Below are 17,280 nucleotides of genomic sequence, written 5' to 3'. Positions count from 1 at the left end.
CCTAGAGGTTCGCTTCGTCGTACTCGACCCCGTTGTACTGTTGATTGAGCATCACGTCGTGCCAGTGATTCACGTAGTCGACCTCCACGTAGGTCGGATAGCCCGCCTCTTCACCGAAGACGGTTCCCGGCCAGTCCGTGTTCAGGAAGGTCTCTCGAGCGCCCTCGATGATCTCTTCGTGGAGGTTGTACCGGTACCCAACCGGGCCCGACGGGAATGGGTCGGCTGCCCAGACGACTTTGAAGTCGTCCCAGCTAATGTCGTCGACCGCGTCGATGGTCCGTTCGATACACGTACTACAGATCGGGCCACAGTCGTAGTCCCCGTACGCGATTCCACGAGCGGACTGTTCGTGTCCGCCCGACATCTCGGGGTCGTAGTTCTCGCCTCTGGTGAGCCCGAAGTGTTCGTCGAACAGCGCGGACGGAGCCTGGTTCCCCGAGTTCGACGACTCTTCGGTATGTGCGGCCCGGAAGTCGTTGAAGTCCTCGACGCTCTGTATGTCGTCCAGCCCCGCGCGAGTGATCGCCAGCAGTCGGTACCCGAACTCGCCGTCCCCTTCGATCCCCATCGCCAGGGGCACCATCCCGGCCATGTTCACGCCGAACGGCGTGTTGCCGGTCGCGAAGTTCGCGATGTGGATTCGCTCGGAGCGCATCCCCTCGACGACCGCCGCATAACTCTCGATCGTCTGAAACTCGACGCTTCGACCCGTTTCTGCCTCGAGTTTCTCGATCATCGGCTCCAGCTGATCGGCGTAGGCCTGTTCGCTGTCTTCCCGGGGTAGGTCAGCGTACACGATCGGGTCCGGGTCGATCCACGCCGACGGATCGTCCGGGTGGTCGCGCGGTTCAGTACCGTAGACGGCCTCGGTACGGCCACGGTCACCCATGTTCTCGAGGTCGAACTCGGTCCCACGAACGAAGTCGTTCTCGTCGATGAGCCCCCCGAGGTAGTTGTTGTTCTCCCAGTCCGGGCTCTCCGGGTCGAAGTCCGTCGAGAGCATCGGGTCTCGCGGTTCGCCGCTATCACTGCCGCTGTCACCGCCGAGACCAGCCCCGGCCTGCCCTCCACCGTCGTCCCCGTCCAGACAGCCGGCGAGAAGCGACGTGCCGATTGTGCCGGTCGCCAGTACGAAAGTTCGTCTCGAGGACCGTCCGCCCTGAGTCGCGTGTCTGTCTGCCATCACTCATGGATCGAAAGGCCTCGACAAATACTCCTTATATTTCTTATATGTACGGACAGGGAACTGAACGTACCGGCAACGGGAGTGAGGGAGACACACCAAATACACAGTCGGCTCCGTCCCGCTACGTACTGCTCGGTACGTCGACGGACCCTCAGGGAGCGATCCACTCGCGTACACACCCCAAATACTCGCGTTCAAGAGCCTACACGCCGGAGGCCCGTTCGTGATTCGGAATCAGCTCTTTCGACACGGCCCTGCCGAGCCACCGGGCTTCGATCCCTCGGCAGTGCCGAATGAGCCGATCGACGAGACCCGGCAAGTCGACGGGCAGGAGTACTACTGTCGAACCGTTGAATCGCCGAATGGCACCTGGACGCTCGCGTTCGGTCGTCCTACGAGCGGTTCCGAGTCCCGTCTGTTTCGAATCCAGAACGGACGGATCGTCGACGACCGACCGATTACTCGTCCCACCAACGGCGCGATCGCCGACGACGGCACGGTCGCCGTCGTCAGCGGCACCGACTCGACGGAGATCGGGTCGACACTCGAGGTGTTCGGCTCGGGTGAACCGGTGTTCTCACGGCGATTCGACACGACGCTGGGTCGCCCCGCGATTCGTCCAGACGGTGACTTGGTCGCGATTGCCACCCGGCCGCCGGCGTCGACGGTGTCTCTGCTCGACGTGTTCTCGAGTGAGCTACGAGCCACGCACGCAGTACGCGGACGCACACCCCGCGTCCTCGGGTTCCACGGCGACGATCGATATCTCTACGTCGGGATTGGGTCGGGCAAGGAACCCTATTTCGGAATCGATGCCGACGGCGACATCGTCTGGGGTTGCGACCGGTATCAGGCGACGAGACCACTACGGGACCGGGTCGAATCGGCGTTCGAGACGCTTCGCTCCTGATACCGTCTCGATGGAGAAGCCCTCTCGACCGCTCCGTTTCGGATTTACGTTCCGGCCTGTGCCTCGAGTTCGTCGAACAACGCTTCGACACGAGTACGAATCTCATCGCGGAGTTCGCGAACCGCCGCGAGCGACCGGCCGTGTGGATCGGTCAGCTCCCAGTCCCGGGCATCGCCGCGCCAGGTAGCAGGACAGATGCCATCGGCAGAGCATCCCATCGTGATGACGATATCACTGGTTTCGATCCCCTCGGGTGTGATTTCTCGCGGCTGCCGGTCGGAGAGATCGGCCCCAACCTCGTTCATTGCCGTCAGTACGACGTCGTGAACGCTGTTAGCGGGATCAGTCCCACCTGTCCGGATACGAACGTCGTCTTCGAGCCCCCGTTTCGACCGTTCCCGTTCAGCGAACGCGGTCGCCATCTGACTCCGGCCAGCGTTTTGCACGCAAACGAAACTGAGTGTCGTTGGATTCATGGCTGTGATCGTCGGTTGATCGTGTCTCGGTCGGTGAACATCGCTTCGGTCATCGTGTCGGCGATCAGACGACCGTCCGTCGTCGTTTGTCGTAGTCGCCCGATAACCACACCGTACTGGTACGCATTTGTCTCTGCCCCGTCGTAGAGATACTGATCGAACTCGTCTAGGCGCTGTTCGACAGCGCCTGCCCTCTCGTACGCTGTCTCGGCGTCTCCCTCGAGCGCCGACTCGAGGACCTCACGGACGGCAGCAGCGATCGGCTCGAGGCGATCGGCAACCGGTCCGTCGGGGGGCGCTGTTTGTCGTGTCGCGATCGTCGCGATACGTGCCGCGTGGTCAGCGATTCGCTCCAGACTCTGGGCAACTCGGTACTCGCGGAACGCCGCGACCCGGTCGGTACCGAGTTGTTCTATCTCGTGTACGTTTTCGAGACCACGGTGAAACCCTCGGGAAACGAACGTAGACAGGCGATCGATGTCGTCGTCGCGGGCGATCACACGTTCGGCGAGCTCTTCGTCGCCGGTTACGAGAGCTGTGATCGCGTCGGTATACATTTCGGCGAGGAGTTGCCGTTCCTGGGCGATCGTTTGCGGGAGCGACACGTCACTGGCAGCCAGCACGTTCGCGATCGTCAGACACTCACCGCTCGCTTCCTGGACGGTGAGCCCGATACGTCGGCTCGTCGTCCGTTCGATAGCACGTCTACACCCCGAATCAGTCCCCTCGAGGTTCGTAACCGTGATTCGGTCGAAGCCAGCCTCGTACGCAGCGTCGATCCGGCACAACACGACCTCGTCAGTCACGGTGCTCGCGTCGATCGTCACGGTCCGGTCCTGGGTGGAGGCGGTATCGGGCGCAGCGACCAGTCGATCTTCGTGGGGATAGAGGTACATCGACATCCCCGGCTCGAGGTCCTGCTCGACTGCCCACGATTTCGGCAGTGAAACGGCGAACGTCGAGTCACCAACTAGCTGGACCGTCCGTTCGACAGGGCCGTCGGAACCGTTCGTTAGCGCTTGGTGTCTCATCAGTAGAGGAGTGTCTCGTCGTTGTCGACCATATACAGCGTTCGTGCAGCGACGTTGACCGCGTGGTCGCCGACCCGTTCCAGATCGCGAATCGTCAGCAGCATCCGCGAGACGTCCTCGAGCAGTTGCTCGTCCGAGGGATCGGCCGCCAGCAGCTCCCGGACGACGGTCCGGCTGGCTCGTTCACAGTGAGCATCGATCTCGTCGTCCGTTGCAGCGATCTCGTGTGTCGCCTCGGCGTCGTCCGTCGCGTACGCCTCCATCGCAGCCTCGAGCAGCAGGACCGTCTCGGTGCCGATGTGGACGACATCGACCTCCGAGTAGCGCTCGCGGCCGGACTGTGTCGCGTACGCCGCGAGGTTCACGGCGAGGTCGCCGACCCGTTCGAGGTCCGTGATGATCTTGAACGACGAGGCGACGAATCGCAAGTCGCCCGCGACCGGTTGCTGAAGCGCGAGCAACTCGACGCAGTCGCCCTCGAGGTCGAGGTACAACTGATTGATTTCGTGGTCCCCCTCGATCACGCTCTCGGCGAGCGCCTCGTCGCCCGTCTCGTAGGCCTCGAGTGCGCGCCGAAACCGTTGACAGACGACGTCGCTCATCTCGAGAACGTCCTCTCGCAGTTCGTAGAGTTGCTCCTGGTAGGCGTTTCTTGACATGGTTATCCAAACTTGCCGGTGATGTAGTCCTCGACGCGGTCGTCGTCGGGGTTCTCGAAGATTCTCGCGGTGTCGTCGAACTCGACGAGTTCGCCGCCGGTGAGGAAGACGGCCGTTTTGTCGGAGATACGGGCTGCCTGTTGCATGTTGTGGGTGACGATGATGACCGTATACTTCTCGACGAGTTCGTCGATGAGGTCCTCGATCTTCGAGGCGGCGACGGGGTCGAGTGCAGAGGTCGGTTCGTCCATCAGGATGACTTCCGGATCAGTCGCGATGGCGCGAGCGATGCAGAGGCGCTGTTGCTGGCCACCCGAGAGGTCGAGTCCCGATTCGTCGAGCTGATCTTTTACTTCGTCCCACAGCGCGGCCCCGCGAAGTGCGCGTTCGACTGCATCGTCGAGGTCAACGTCGTCGGCTTTTCCCTGGACGCGAAGGCCATAGGCGACGTTGTCGTAGATCGACTTCGGGAACGGGTTCGGCGACTGGAACACCTGGCCGATCTTCCGGCGCAAGGCGACGGGATCGACGTCCTCGTCGTAGACGTTCTTCCCGCGGAAAGAGAGGGCACCGTCGACGTGTGCACTCGGAATCCGGTCGTTCATCCGGTTGATCGAGCGCAGGAACGTCGACTTCCCACAGCCCGAGGGACCGATCATCGCCGTCACGCGGTGTTCGGGTATCTCGATCGTGACATCCGAGAGTGCCCGGTCGTCGCCGTAGTAGACGTCCAAACTGTCCGCGCTGACGATCGTGTTGGGTCGTCCAGTGGTACGGCTCGAGTCCGGGCCGACGCTGATGTCGGTCTCGATGATCGTGTCGTCCGACAGGCCCTCCGTTTCGCTCGTCGATTCGCCAGTCGTCCGTTCGTTCGTGGTGTTGCTAGACATTGCTGATCGAGCCGTCGTCGGTTTCGTATCGGTTCCGCAGGTAGCCCGCGAGGGCGTACATCGCGACCAGGAACAACAGTAAGACGACGATGCCGAGTGCCGCCAGCCCGTTGAACATCCGATCGGCCTGGTAGGTCCAGTTGTATATCTGGGTCGGCATCGCACTGAACGACGAGAGTGGCCCCGACGGGTACCGCGTTGCGTGCAGCATCGTCCCGACCATAATCAGCGGGGCCGTCTCGCCGATGGCGCGGGCGAGCGCCAGAATCGTTCCAGTGAGGATACCGGGCATCGCCTGTGGGAGGACTACGCGGCGGATCGTCTGCCACTTCGTCGCGCCCATGGCGTAGGAGCCGTCGCGGACGCTGCTTGGCACGGCCCTGATCGACTCGATCGTGGCGACGATGATGATCGGGACGATCAACAGCGCGAGGGCGATCGCTCCCGCGAGGATGACCGACCCGAGCCCGGCGTCGTTGACGATCAACGCCAGAACGAGCAGGCCGTAGACGATCGACGGGACGCCAGCGAGGTTTGCGAGGTTTGCCTCGATCAGCCGGGTGGTGCGGTTTTCCGGGGCGTACTCGACGAGGTAGACCGCACAGCCGACGGCGATGAAGAACGCCAGCACGGCCGTCAGCGCCATCAGCCAGAGCGAGGCGAGTATCGATGCCCCAAATCCCGCCTGTTCCGCACGGGAGGAAGACGTGCCCGTGAGGAAGTTGCCGATGTCGATGTCGAACGTCGACAGCGCCTGGGTGGCCTCCCAGAGCACGTCCGCGATCAACAGCACCAGCATGACGAGTCCGAACACCGATGCGACGACGAGCGTACCGTAGAACAGCCGGTTGACCAGCTTTTCGCGCGTCAGGTCGACGTCAGCGAGGAAGTTCGATTCGCGTTTCGTACTCATCGGTACTCCTCCTGGAATCGCTGTTTCAATCGGTCGTTGAGCAAGTTCATCGTAAGCGTCAGCAGGAACAACAGCAGGCCGACCGCGAACAGGCTCTGGTACTCCACGGTCCCGACCGCGGACGTCCCGCGGGCCATCGAGACCAGATAGGCAGTCATCGTCATAATTTCGTCGAAGGGGTTCACCGTGAGGGTCGGGTTGAACCCAGCGGCGAGCGTGACGGCCATCGTTTCCCCGATCGCCCGCGAGAGCGCGAGGATGTACGACGCGAAGATCCCCGAAACTGCCGCTGGAAGGACGATTCGGGTCGACACCTGATACTTCGTCGCCCCGAGGGCATACGCCCCGTTTCTGAGATCGTCAGGCACTGCCTGCATCGCGTCTTCGCTGATCGACGACACCATCGGAATCGTCATCGTGCCGACGACGACGATCCCGGCAAGCATGCTGTATCGGCCGACGCTAGCCCCCAGCATCCAGGCCGAAACCGGCTCGAGAAGGACCGGTGCGAGGTGACTGATCGAGTCGAGTCCCGAACCGATCGGGTTCAGGATGTCTGTCGCAATCCCGTCGACCAGTATGGGCGTAACGAACGAAATCGCGAAGTAACCGTAGACGATCGTCGGGATACCGGCGAGCACCTCGAGGATCGGCTTGAGCTTGTTTCGCGTTCCGGTCGAAGCATACTCGGAGAGGTACAGTGCCGTCGCGGTTCCGATGGGAATCGAGACCAGCCCGGCACCGATCGTGATCGCGAGCGTCCCCCAGACGATGGGTAAGACGCCGTGTGCAGGCGTGGCATGAGCGGGTGCCCACCGGGTCCCGGTGAAGAACTCGACGAACGAGACCGTCCGTTCGACGGCTTCGCCCGCAAAGAGCATCTCGCTGATCCGGGCACCGAAGAAGTAACTCGCCGCGTTGTCGAACAGGACCAGGAAGATGGCGACCGTCGTCACGACGGTGACTGCCGCACAGCCGAAAAGGAGCCGACGAATCCGCCGGTTCCGTTCGTGGGCAGCCTCGAGGCTGTCGTCGCCCGAGATTCCCGGTCCCGATTGTGGTTCGGTACTCATGGGTACGTAAGCGTCAGTCGGCTCAGGGGTCCTGTCGCTCGACCGTGATCTCGTCGGGGTCTTCGCCGATCTCCTCGAGCACGCTGTCGAGTTGGTCGTGGTTGTCGACGATGTCCTGGTCGGTCGCTCGGTAGAAGTCGACCGTCGTGGCGAACTCGTGCTGGTTGTTGATGTAGAAGCGGGCAAACGACGCGATCAGGTCCGGTCGCTCCTCGAGTTCGGCGTGGTTGAAGTAGAAGAACAGCGGCCGAGCGAGGGGGGAGTACTCGCCTCCCTCGATGTACTGCTCTTCTGGTGGGTAGAACTCCCCGTCGGTGTCGCTCTCTACCTCGACGGTTTTCAGAGTGCCACCCTGCTCCTGGAGGCTTCGGAGGTGGCCGACGCCACCCCAGCCGAGGGCGTACTCGTTGTCCGCGACCGCGTCCCATATCTCGTCGGTCTGGCTCGTCGGGGAGTAGTCGTCCCGAATATCCCCCATTTCGCCGTTGATGTTCTCGGTGAAGTAATCGAACGTGCCGGAGGCGGAGTCGCGTCCGTGGAGTGCGATGTCTTCGTCCGGCCACTCGTCACGAACGTCGCTCCACTGCTGAACGTCGGATTGGAACTCCCAGATTTCCCGAAGTTCGTCCAGGGTGATCTGCTCACATCAGTCGTTGTCCTCGTTGATGCCGACCGCGAGCGTATCCTGGCCGACCGTGTAGTGGCTGTACTCGACATCGTTCCCGTCACAGAGATCGATCTCTTCGTCGGTGATCTCACGGCTCGCACTCTGGAATGCCGAGTTCGCACGACAAAACTCCTGGAAACCGGCTCCAGTCCCCTCCGGTTCGACGTTGACGCCGACACCGGAGAACTCCGCCTCGAAGTCCTCGGCGGCTACCTGTGTGATCGGTGCCACGGTGTTCGAACCGGAGGCCTGGATCGTCCCGGAGAGTCCATCCTCGTCTCCGCCCATGCAACCGGCCAGCGCCAGCGCGCCGATACTTCCGATAGATGCGATCGCCGATCGTCGACTCAGTCCGCGTCCCAGCGAATTCTGGCTTGGTGCCATCGGCCGACGCTTCCGTGGATGAACATAAAAACTGTTCTAATAGCTATATACTCAGATACAGTATTATATACTACTCTCTGAAGGCGTTCTTTCCGGTACGAACGACTCTATAGCCGAACATAGGCTGAAGTACGACGACTATCGATCGTAGTGAGTCCGTCGGCGTCTCGAGGATGGCTTCGAATATCGTGTATGGGACGGCTCACGAACCGTCGATACCGTTCGAGAAGCGACCGAGCACCAGTCCTGCGATCACGTCGAAACACCCGAGGGTGATTGCAAGCGCCGCGAACGCCACCGGATCGAGCCCCAGACCGATTCCGGGAAGCGCTTCCAAGAGCCCGATAACGCCGACGGCGAGAATGCCGACTGACCCCTGGAACGCATCGGTCCCCTCACCGACCACCATCCAGATGCCGCCGGAAACAATCACGAGTGTTGCGGCGAGCCAAAACGGGACGACCACAGCCGCTACGGCGAGGAGAACGCCGCCGCCGACGACTCCCACACCCGACGTTCGTAGCCGCATCGGCCCGGTCGAAGACTCGTCGGCCATACCCCATCATCCGACTGGGTGAGTAAAACGGTTCCCATCTCAAATAAATATATAGTCCTACCTACTACACAGTAGTAATCGGTAGATCGGTCGAGTAGTCTGTTCCGGTATATGTGCCTATATCCAAGTATCAATCGCTCTAAAGCCAGATATTGATCGTCTCTATAGACAGAGGCAGATTTATGGTCCCCCTATCAGCAACTCGTACCATGGAGACGCGGAAAGTCCAGGTGACCGGCGGCTCGACGTACACCGTTTCACTTCCGAAAACGTGGGCGACCGAAAACGAAATCGGCAGCGGCGATACAGTCGAACTATACGCCGACGACGAGACACTTCTCGTAACACCCCAAACCGACGTCGATCACCAGGAAGGAACACTCGAGGTGGCGACCCTCGAGGATGCAGAACTCGTTCGGGCTGTCTTCACGATGTATGTCAGTGGATTCGACGTTATCCGCCTCGAGGCGGGCCACATCACGACTGACCAACGACGAGCGATCCGCAGTGCCGTACAGGGCCTCATCGGCGTCGAAGTCGTCGAGGAAGGAACCGACCACGTCGTGGTACAGGACCTGCTCGACTCCTCGGAGCTGTCGATCGTCAACGCCGTCACCCGGATGCGGCTGATCGCGACTTCGATGCTCGAGGATGCAGTTACGGCACTGGTCGAGAACGACGACGATATCGCCCGGGACGTCATCGCCCGGGACGACGATATCGACCGCCTGTGGCTCGTCGTCTCACGGATATTCCGCGCGACGCTCCGGTCCCCCGGTGCCACGGAGGAGCTCGGCGTGTCCCGAGAGGACTGTTTCGAGTACCACTCGAGCGCTCGCCAACTCGAGCGGGTGGCCGACCACGCCGTCAAGATCAGCCAACTCGCACTCGATCTCGAGGGGGTTCCCGAGGAGGTCGCAGAGGCGTTGCTCGACTTGCACGCCGACGCAGCCGACATCCTCGAAACGTCGATGGACGCGCTGTTTGCCGAAGACAGCAACGAGGCGACGGAACTGGGCCACGACGCACTCGAGTCGGTGCTCGAGATCGACGAGCACACGCGCCACATCGACGACATGCTTCGCGAACTCGACACCGTCCGGGCCCAGTCACTCGGTCTGATCCTGGACTCACTCTCCCGGAGCGCGGACTACGGTGGCAACGTCGCCGAAACGGCACTACAGCAGGCTGCTCCCCGTCCCTGACAGGAGCCGCCGGCGAGTCTCGTCGGGAACGTAGGCGTCTCTTTTTTATCGGCGATCGCGACGAGCACCGCAGGGAGAGTCCCGTCCATCGGTGTCCGGCCCTTCGACGGTGTAGGCCCCGACGTTTTACGCACTCTCGTCGTACGGGCCGATATGCCGACCTACGAGCGCCGGACGACGGTCCAGGCACCCCTCGAGGAGGTGTGGGACTTTCACTCCCGAGCCGAGGGGCTCGAGGCACTAACCCCCGACTGGATGGGCCTCCGCGTCGAGGCCGCTATGGGCCCCGACGGCGAAGCCGACCCCGAAACGCTCGAGGAGGGTGCGGAGATTTCGCTGTCGATCCGTCCGTTCGGAATCGGGCCACGACAGCACTGGACGTCGGTCATCACCGACCGCGAGCGGCGGGACGGCTCGGCGTACTTCCGCGACGAGATGGTCCACGGCCCGTTCGCGTTCGATAGCTGGGAACACACTCACGCCTTCTACGCCGACGGTGACCGAACGATCGTCCGGGACCGCGTCGAGTACGAACTGCCGATGGGCGCGTTGGGCGAGGCCGCGTCACCGTTCTCTACCGTGGGATTCGAGGCGATGTTCCGGGAACGCCATCAGCGGACGAAAACCCAACTCGAGGGCGGCGTCGTCTGACCGTCTCGAGGGCGGACGACCGTCGTTCCGTACATCCTGGACCATCCGCTGTCGACGGCCGGCTGCCGCTTTCGGAAAGCGTTTCACCGCCCGCTCGAGTTGTCCGTACCGTCCGTGGCTTCGCTCCCCACCGTGCTCGCGTTCGGGTTCGGGCTCGCGTCCGCGTCCGATCAGGACCCTAACCTCGAGGTGACGCCGTACGTCGCGCTCGCATTCGCCGTGTTCGCGGCGAGTACGAGCGCGATCCTGGTTCGCTGGAGTACTGCGCCAAGTTCGGTGGCGGCGTTCTATCGGGTGCTGTTTACGACGGCGATGGTCGCGCCCGCCGCGTTCCTGTGGTATCGCGAGGAGTTCGCCCGGCTCTCGGCGGCGGACTTCGGCTTCGCCGTCGTCGCCGGGGTCGCACTCGCGGTCCACTTCGCGGCCTGGTTCGAGAGTCTGAACCACACGAGCGTCGCCGCGAGCGTGACTCTCGTCCAGACCCAGCCGATCTTCGTCGCCATCGGGGCTGCGCTCGTACTTGGGGAGCGGGTCTCCCGGGAGACGGTGGTCGGTATCCTCGTCGCGATGGTCGGTGCCGCCGCGATGTCGCTGGGCGACGCCGGCGAGGCACCGATTTCGGACGCGACGATGTACGGTAACGCCCTGGCACTGCTCGGGGCTGTGACGGTCGCAGCCTACGTGCTCGCGGGCCGGTCGATCCGTCAGCGCGTCTCGCTGTTTCCCTACGTTACCGTGGTCTACACTGCCTGTGCGGCGACGCTTGCCGTACTCGTCGGCGCGCAGGGCCACGAGTTCGTCGCCTATCCGCCCCGAGAGTGGCTGTTGTTCCTCGGGATGGCCGTCGGCCCGGGCGTGCTCGGTCACACGATCGTCAACTGGACGCTGAAACACCTCGAGTCGGTCGTGGTCAGCGTCGCCTGGCTCGGCGAGCCGGTGGGGGCGACGATCCTCGCGCTCGTCCTGCTCGCGGAGGTACCCGACGCGATTACGGTGGTCGGCGGTGTCGTGGTGCTCGTGGGTATCTACGTGACGACGATCGAACGTGAGCGACGGAAGGGAGCCGATCCGGAGTCCGAGCCCGAACTCGAGTCTGAATCCGAGTCTGAATCCGAGTCAGAGTCCGAGGCCGAGTCGAAGTCGGACCCAGAACCGGAGACCTGACCTCAAAGGGAGGCCGACGGAGAGATATAGAAGAGCGGAGAGAAACGAGCGTGTGCAAGCGTCAGCGTGCCGACGAGCCGTCGATGACCGCATCGTCGTCACGGTCGTCGTCTCGATTCCGGTCCCGATCCCGATCTAGTCCCCGATCGAACTCGAGGTCCGGCTCTCGCTCCTCTATATCACGTTCTCCGGTATCGTCGGTCAGCTCGGAATCGATCTTCTCGAGGAGCAACTCGAGGGCCGAGCGGTTCGCTCCCTCGGGAATAATCACGTCCGCGTTCTTTTTCGTCGGTTCGACGAACTGCTCGTGCATCGGTTTGACCGTCTCGAGGTACTGGTCCATGACGCCCTCGAGGTCGCGGCCCCGATCGACGACGTCGCGCTCGATCCGGCGGAGAATGCGAACGTCGGCGTCGGTCATCACGTAGATCCGCAGATCGAGCATATCGAGTATCTCCTCGTCGTACAGCGAGAAGATCCCCTCGACGACGATCACGTCCGTCGGTTCGACGGTCGTGCGCTTGTCCTTGCGATTGTGAATCTCGAAATCGTACTGGGGCATCTCGACCGGCTGGCCCATGAGCAAGGTATCCAGTTGCTCGCGGAGCAGTTCCCACTCGAACGCGGAGGGGTGGTCGTAGTTGACCTCCGCGCGTTCCTCGTACTCGAGGTGAGAGAGGTCCTCGTAGTAGTTGTCGAGCGGGATGCGCGTGACGGGTTCGCCGACCTCCTCGGCGAGCGTCCGCGCGACGGTGGTCTTGCCCGCCCCTGTGCCCCCGGCGATCCCGATGACGAACGACGGGATACTCATCACTCGAGGGTGGGGATCGGCGGTAATCAATCCCCTGATACCGAGCAGACGCTGGCTTCTTTACGATTCGCGGACCATATCCCCCATGCACGTCGTCGTCAACGCCGCCATCAGCGCGGACGGAAAGCTCTCCTCGAGACGCCGCGAACAGCTCGCGATCAGCGGCGAGGACGACTTCGATCGGGTCGATCGACTCCGTGCCGACAGCGACGCGATCGTCGTCGGCGTCGGCACCGTCCTCGCCGACGATCCCAGTCTTACCGTCAAAGACGCCGACCGACGGAAGCGACGCCGGGAAGGCGGCGAACCAGAGAACCCGGCACGGGTCGTCGTCGATTCGAAGGCCCGAACACCCCCTGACGCCGAGATCGTCGACGACGCGGCGACGACGTACGTCTGTGTGAGCGAATCCGCGCCGGTCGACCGGCGGATGGAACTCGCCGACCGACCCGATACCCAACTCGTGACTGCGGGAGACGGACGCGTCGACCTCCTGCGGGCGTTCGCGACGTTACAGGCGGACGGACTCGAGCGGATCATGGTCGAGGGCGGCGGCGAACTCATCTTCTCGCTGTTCGAGGTCGGCCTGGTCGACGAACTCCGCGCGTTCGTCGGCCCGACGGTGATCGGCGGCCGCGACGCACCGACGCTGGCCGACGGCGAGGGGTTCGTCGAGGAGTTCCCGACGCTCGCACTCGAGGGGGTCGAACGGATCGACGACGGGGTCCTGCTGACGTGGAGGGTCGACGAGGGGCAGTGAGGTTGGTTTCGAAGAGCGAGCGACGCTCCAGGAACTGGTTTCGGACAGACAGACCCCCGTGAAACCGATCGTTCTGCTTGCGTCGTTACCGTTGGCGACGACGCCGAAGTCACGATCGACTTCGTGTTGACTGGTTGATCGACGAACCCGACACAGTCGGAGACGCCGACAGTACTGCCGAGTGCAAGAGACGAGCGTCGATTCACGACCACACGTCGTCGACAAACAATGTCGTGGGCGACTGCCCCCATCCCCTTGGGATGGACGTGAGCCCGTCACATCTTTCTTTTCGTGGCCCGTCCGGTCGCGTATGGAACGCGCGACGTTCGGCGGCGGTTGCTTCTGGTGTGTCGAGGCGGCCTTCGAGGAACTCGAGGGCGTCGAATCGGTCACCTCCGGCTACGCGGGCGGTCACACTGCGGACCCGACCTACGAGGAGGTCTGTTCCGGCGAGACGGGCCACACGGAGGTCGTCCAACTCGAGTACGAGCCCGCTGTCGTGGCCTACGAGGACCTGCTCGAAGTCTTCTTTACGATTCACGATCCGACGACGAAAGACCGTGAGGGGCCGGACGTCGGCTCACAGTACCGCTCGGCGATCTACGCCCACGACGACGACCAACTCGAGATCGCTCGAGCGTTCGCCGACGAACTCGAGGCGGAAGGGCTCTACGAGGGGATCGTGACGGAAATCGAGCCGCTCGATACCTTCTACGAGGCCGAAGAGTACCACCAGAACTACTTCGAGAAGAACCCCAACGACGCCTACTGTACGATGCACGCGGCACCGAAAGTCGAGAAGGTCCGCGAGAAGTTCGAGACGACGCCGTCGGCCGACGACTGACGCGGCAGTTCGGGCTGTGCCGTCTGTATCTCACTCGCCGAGATCGACGTTCGGCTCGCCGAGTCGGACCCCCATCGGTGGCGGTCCCGGCGTCTCGTTTCCGTTCGCGTATCCCAGGTACAGAGCGCTGTTGACGATCCCGATGTGGCTGAACGCCTGCGGATAGTTTCCGAGGTGTGCACCGCTCTCCGGGTCGATCTCCTCTGCCATCAGCCCCAGCGGGTTCAGGTACTCGAGCAGGTTCTCGAAACGGGACTGTGCGTCGTCGACCCGACCCGAGAGCGCGAGGGCATCGACGAGCCAGCACGAACAGAGCACGAACGACCCCTCCTCGCCCGGGAGTCCGTCGTCGCCGTCGTACCGCCTGACGAAGACGTCGTCCTCGACGAGTTGCGTCTCGATCGAGCCGATCGTTCCCTGGATGCGGTCGTCGTCGAACGGGAGGAAACCGAGAACGGGGAGCAAAAGCGCCGTCGCGTCCAGCGCGTCCGTCTCGTACGCCTGGACGAACGTCTCGCGATCCTCGTCGTACCCGTGCTCGAGCACGTCCGCACGGACCCGTTCTCGAGTCGCCTGCCACTCTTGGAGCGGTCCCTCGTGGTCCCCGTGGTGTGCGATCGCGAGGCCGCGATCGAGCGCGGCCCAGCACAGCACTTTCGAATGGACGAAGTGGCGATCGCCACCACGAACTTCCCAGATACCAGCGTCCGGCTCCTCCCAGATGTCACGCACGTACTCGACGATCGCTCGGATTCGTGCCCACTCGCCGTCGGTCAACGCTCGGCCGTGTCTGCACATCTCGTCGACGGCGAGCAACAGCTCCCCGTAGATATCGTGCTGGAGCTGTTCGGCAGCCTCGTTACCGATCCGGACCGGGCTAGAGCCCCGATACCCCTCGAAGTGGTCGAGTTCGCGTTCATCGAGATCGGACTCGCCGTGAAGTCCATACAGCGGCTGGATCGCCTCGGGATCGGCGGCCTGACAGAGGTCCATGAACCAGTCGAAGTAGTCGGTGGCCTCGTCGCCGGTACCGAGATTCAACAAGGCCTGTACCGTGAAGCCGGCGTCGCGCAGCCAGTTGTACCGGTAATCCCAGTTCCGGATTCCGCCGATCTCCTCGGGGAGCGAGGCCGTCGGCGCGGCGGCGATCGCGCCCGATTCGGCGTGTGTGAGGAGCTTGAGGACGAGTTGGGAGCGGACGACGTAGTCGTGCCACGGCCCCTCGAAAGCGCAGTCGTCGCCCGCGTCACAGCTATGTCCCCAGTCGCTCCAGTAAGCTTTCGTCTCCTCGAGAGCCGCCTCGGGATCGGTGGTTGCGTTCTCAGTGGCCGCACACCGAAGCAGGAACCACGCCTCGTCCCCGGCCTCGAGCGTGAGATCGCCGACGAGACGGTCGCCTGTGATCTCGACGTCGATCGGTGTCTCGAGCAGAACCCGTTCGCCGTCGGCTTCGGCGAGGACACCCTCGTCGACCGACTCGACGTTCGCCTCCGCACGACCGTAGTCGAACGTCGGCTCGAACTCGACATCGAAGTCGACTGTCCCTCGCGAACAGGAAACCTTGCGGTAGAGAACCTCCCTCGGGTGGTCGGTCCGATCCACAGGCGGCATGAAGTCGGTCACCGTCGCCGTCCCGTCGTCGGTACGGAACTTCGTCTCGAGGACGTTCGTGTCGTCGACGTATCGGCGATCCGTCTCGAACTCCGCTGTCGGAGCGAGCCGGAACTGACCGCCACGGTCAGCATCGAGGATCGCCGCGAAGAGAGTCGACGACTCGAGGTGGGGGAACGGAAACCAGTCTATCGAGCCGTTCGGCCCGACCAGCGCGCAGGTCTCGAGGTTGCCCACGACGCCGTACTCCTCAATCGGCGGATACGCGTGTGCGGACGTGCCGGAGTCGGCGAGGTCAGCCATCCCGACCACCCGCGCTTGCGATCTGGCCGGTGCATCCGGTAGATTCGAACACGTCGTACGCCGGAGCGACGGACATACCGCTCGTACGGGAACCAGTGGCAAAAAGCCGAAGCCTCATACGAACCACGACCGCCGGCGACCGGCAACCAGGCGGATGTTGCGCCGCTGGCGTTTGCCGTCACGGCGAGAGTCGGTGAATGGAGTACGATAGCTGTCCGAACAGCAGCCGTTCCACAGGGAAGTCGTCGACGAACACGACCTCGGGGTCGCCTGAACGGTTCGGTCCCGTGCCCACCACTGGCCCCTTCCTCGAGAGCTGTCTCAGGCGCTCCTGGCCTTTCGAGGAGCCCCGGACAACCGAATACTACGAGTCCCGGAGTTTCCCTCCGAGCACCTTCGCCGCGACCAGCACGGGGTCCCACGTCGTGTTGAACGGCGGCGCGTAGGCGAGGTCGTAATTCTCGAGATCGAAGACCGTCGCCCTCTCCTCGAGTGCGCTGACGACCGCGTGACTGCGGTGGACCGCCCCCTCGCCGTACTCGCTGACGAGGCTCGCGCCCAGCACCCGTCCGCTGTCGCGGTCGGCGGTTATGGTGATCGTCACGTCGCCGCCCTCCGGGTAGTACCCCGCTCGTGATTTCGCCGTGACGGTCTCGGTGACGGGATCGAACCCGGCATCGCGGGCCGTCTCGTGGTCGATGACGCCGGTCCGTGCGGCTTCGACTTCGAAGGCCTTGACCGCAGCCGTCCCGGCGACGCCGCCGCCCTCGGTCGGCGTCCCCGTAACGGTCTGCCCGACTGCACGGCCGTGGCGGTTTGCCGTCAGCGCCAGCGGCACGTAGTCCGGCTCCCCGGTGACGACGTGCGTGGCCTCGGCACAGTCCCCCGCTGCGTAGACGGCCGGGACGTTGGTTTCGCGGTAGGCGTCGGTCGCGATCGCACCCGTTGGGCCGAGTTCGATCCCGGCGTCCTCCGCGAGTGCCGTCCGGGGCCGGACGCCGGTCCCGAGCAGTACCATGTCGACGTTGACCCGCTCGTCGGTACTGACGATCGTTTCGACCTCTCCCGCGTCGCCCTCGAGTCGCTCGACGCCTGCATCGAGGTGCAAGACGACGTCTTGCTCGCGGAGGTGGTCCGCGACGGCCACGCTCGTCGCCTCACTGAACCCCGTCAGCACGCGATC

At 63.4% G+C, this 17,280-nt stretch carries 17 protein-coding genes and 1 pseudogene; 6 read left to right on the top strand and 12 right to left on the bottom strand.

The features are described from left to right. Position 1: 1 nt before the first annotated feature. Positions 2-1,186, bottom strand: a complete 1,185-nt coding sequence (gene phnD, locus C446_RS02735; RefSeq protein WP_006671527.1) for a phosphate/phosphite/phosphonate ABC transporter substrate-binding protein — start codon at positions 1,184-1,186, stop codon at positions 2-4. Between the two features lie 226 nt (positions 1,187-1,412). On the opposite strand from phnD, the gene C446_RS02730 reads away from it, so the two are divergent. Continuing rightward, on the top strand, positions 1,413-2,099 hold the full coding sequence (locus C446_RS02730) for a WD40 repeat domain-containing protein (protein ID WP_049919994.1): 687 nt from the start codon (positions 1,413-1,415) through the stop codon (positions 2,097-2,099). A 44-nt stretch (positions 2,100-2,143) separates the two neighbouring features. Here the strand turns inward: C446_RS02730 and C446_RS02725 are convergent, their stop codons facing one another. The 8 genes and pseudogenes from C446_RS02725 to C446_RS02690 all read right to left on the bottom strand — a co-directional run bounded on the left by C446_RS02725 (position 2,144) and on the right by C446_RS02690 (position 8,748). After that, entirely contained in the window at positions 2,144-2,575 is a 432-nt protein-coding gene (locus C446_RS02725) for an arsenate-mycothiol transferase ArsC (protein WP_049919993.1), read from the bottom strand. Continuing rightward, a complete protein-coding gene (locus C446_RS02720) occupies positions 2,572-3,606 on the bottom strand; it encodes a phosphate signaling complex PhoU family protein (protein ID WP_006671524.1) in 1,035 nt (344 codons plus the stop codon). The genes C446_RS02725 and C446_RS02720 overlap by 4 nt, the downstream gene beginning before the upstream one ends. Beyond that, positions 3,606-4,265: a phosphate signaling complex protein PhoU gene (phoU, locus tag C446_RS02715; RefSeq protein ID WP_006671523.1), complete on the bottom strand. Its 660-nt coding sequence runs from the start codon at positions 4,263-4,265 to the stop codon at positions 3,606-3,608. The genes C446_RS02720 and phoU overlap by 1 nt, the downstream gene beginning before the upstream one ends. 2 nt (positions 4,266-4,267) lie before the next feature. Beyond that, positions 4,268-5,155: a phosphate ABC transporter ATP-binding protein PstB gene (pstB, locus tag C446_RS02710; protein WP_006671522.1), complete on the bottom strand. Its 888-nt coding sequence runs from the start codon at positions 5,153-5,155 to the stop codon at positions 4,268-4,270. Further along, positions 5,148-6,068 (bottom strand): phosphate ABC transporter permease PstA, encoded by a 921-nt coding sequence (gene pstA / locus C446_RS02705; RefSeq protein WP_006671521.1) that lies wholly within the window; start codon positions 6,066-6,068, stop codon positions 5,148-5,150. The genes pstB and pstA overlap by 8 nt, the downstream gene beginning before the upstream one ends. Further along, positions 6,065-7,141 carry a phosphate ABC transporter permease subunit PstC gene (pstC, locus tag C446_RS02700; protein ID WP_006671520.1) on the bottom strand — a complete coding sequence of 359 codons (1,077 nt, stop codon included), beginning with the start codon at positions 7,139-7,141 and terminating at the stop codon, positions 6,065-6,067. The genes pstA and pstC overlap by 4 nt, the downstream gene beginning before the upstream one ends. A gap of 22 nt (positions 7,142-7,163) precedes the next feature. Beyond that, positions 7,164-8,096: pseudogene (locus tag C446_RS20360) on the bottom strand (PstS family phosphate ABC transporter substrate-binding protein). 298 nt (positions 8,097-8,394) lie between these two features. Beyond that, positions 8,395-8,748 carry a hypothetical protein gene (locus C446_RS02690; protein WP_006671519.1) on the bottom strand — a complete coding sequence of 118 codons (354 nt, stop codon included), beginning with the start codon at positions 8,746-8,748 and terminating at the stop codon, positions 8,395-8,397. Positions 8,749-8,957: 209 nt separating this feature from the next. Between C446_RS02690 and C446_RS02685 the strand changes: the two genes are divergently transcribed. From C446_RS02685 to C446_RS02675, 3 genes are all read left to right on the top strand, one after another. Further along, positions 8,958-9,953, top strand: coding sequence for a phosphate uptake regulator PhoU (locus C446_RS02685; protein WP_006671518.1), 996 nt, complete (start codon positions 8,958-8,960; stop codon positions 9,951-9,953). A gap of 153 nt (positions 9,954-10,106) precedes the next feature. Next, positions 10,107-10,604 carry an SRPBCC family protein gene (locus tag C446_RS02680; protein ID WP_006671517.1) on the top strand — a complete coding sequence of 166 codons (498 nt, stop codon included), beginning with the start codon at positions 10,107-10,109 and terminating at the stop codon, positions 10,602-10,604. Positions 10,605-10,736: 132 nt separating this feature from the next. After that, complete coding sequence (locus C446_RS02675; RefSeq protein ID WP_049919992.1) at positions 10,737-11,768, top strand: DMT family transporter; 1,032 nt, start codon at positions 10,737-10,739, stop codon at positions 11,766-11,768. A 61-nt stretch (positions 11,769-11,829) separates the two neighbouring features. Here C446_RS02675 and udk read toward each other — a convergent pair whose 3' ends face one another. Next, positions 11,830-12,579, bottom strand: coding sequence for a uridine kinase (gene udk, locus C446_RS02670; RefSeq protein ID WP_006671515.1), 750 nt, complete (start codon positions 12,577-12,579; stop codon positions 11,830-11,832). Positions 12,580-12,664: 85 nt separating this feature from the next. Between udk and C446_RS02665 the strand changes: the two genes are divergently transcribed. Next, positions 12,665-13,339, top strand: a complete 675-nt coding sequence (locus tag C446_RS02665) for a 2,5-diamino-6-(ribosylamino)-4(3H)-pyrimidinone 5'-phosphate reductase (RefSeq protein ID WP_006671514.1) — start codon at positions 12,665-12,667, stop codon at positions 13,337-13,339. 310 nt (positions 13,340-13,649) lie between these two features. Continuing rightward, positions 13,650-14,183 carry a peptide-methionine (S)-S-oxide reductase MsrA gene (gene msrA, locus C446_RS02660; RefSeq protein WP_006671513.1) on the top strand — a complete coding sequence of 178 codons (534 nt, stop codon included), beginning with the start codon at positions 13,650-13,652 and terminating at the stop codon, positions 14,181-14,183. Between the two features lie 30 nt (positions 14,184-14,213). Here msrA and C446_RS02655 read toward each other — a convergent pair whose 3' ends face one another. Continuing rightward, complete coding sequence (locus C446_RS02655) at positions 14,214-16,097, bottom strand: glycoside hydrolase family 15 protein (protein WP_006671512.1); 1,884 nt, start codon at positions 16,095-16,097, stop codon at positions 14,214-14,216. Between the two features lie 364 nt (positions 16,098-16,461). After that, on the bottom strand, positions 16,462-17,280 hold an 819-nt coding region (locus tag C446_RS02650), incomplete at its 5' end, for an FAD-dependent oxidoreductase (RefSeq protein WP_006671511.1).

The organism is Halobiforma nitratireducens JCM 10879 (genome assembly GCF_000337895.1).
In the GTDB taxonomy this organism is placed as follows: Archaea; Halobacteriota; Halobacteria; order Halobacteriales; family Natrialbaceae; genus Natronobacterium; species Natronobacterium nitratireducens.
Note: the sequence above shows the minus strand (reverse complement) of the source record. Positions and strands in the feature narration are given on the sequence as shown.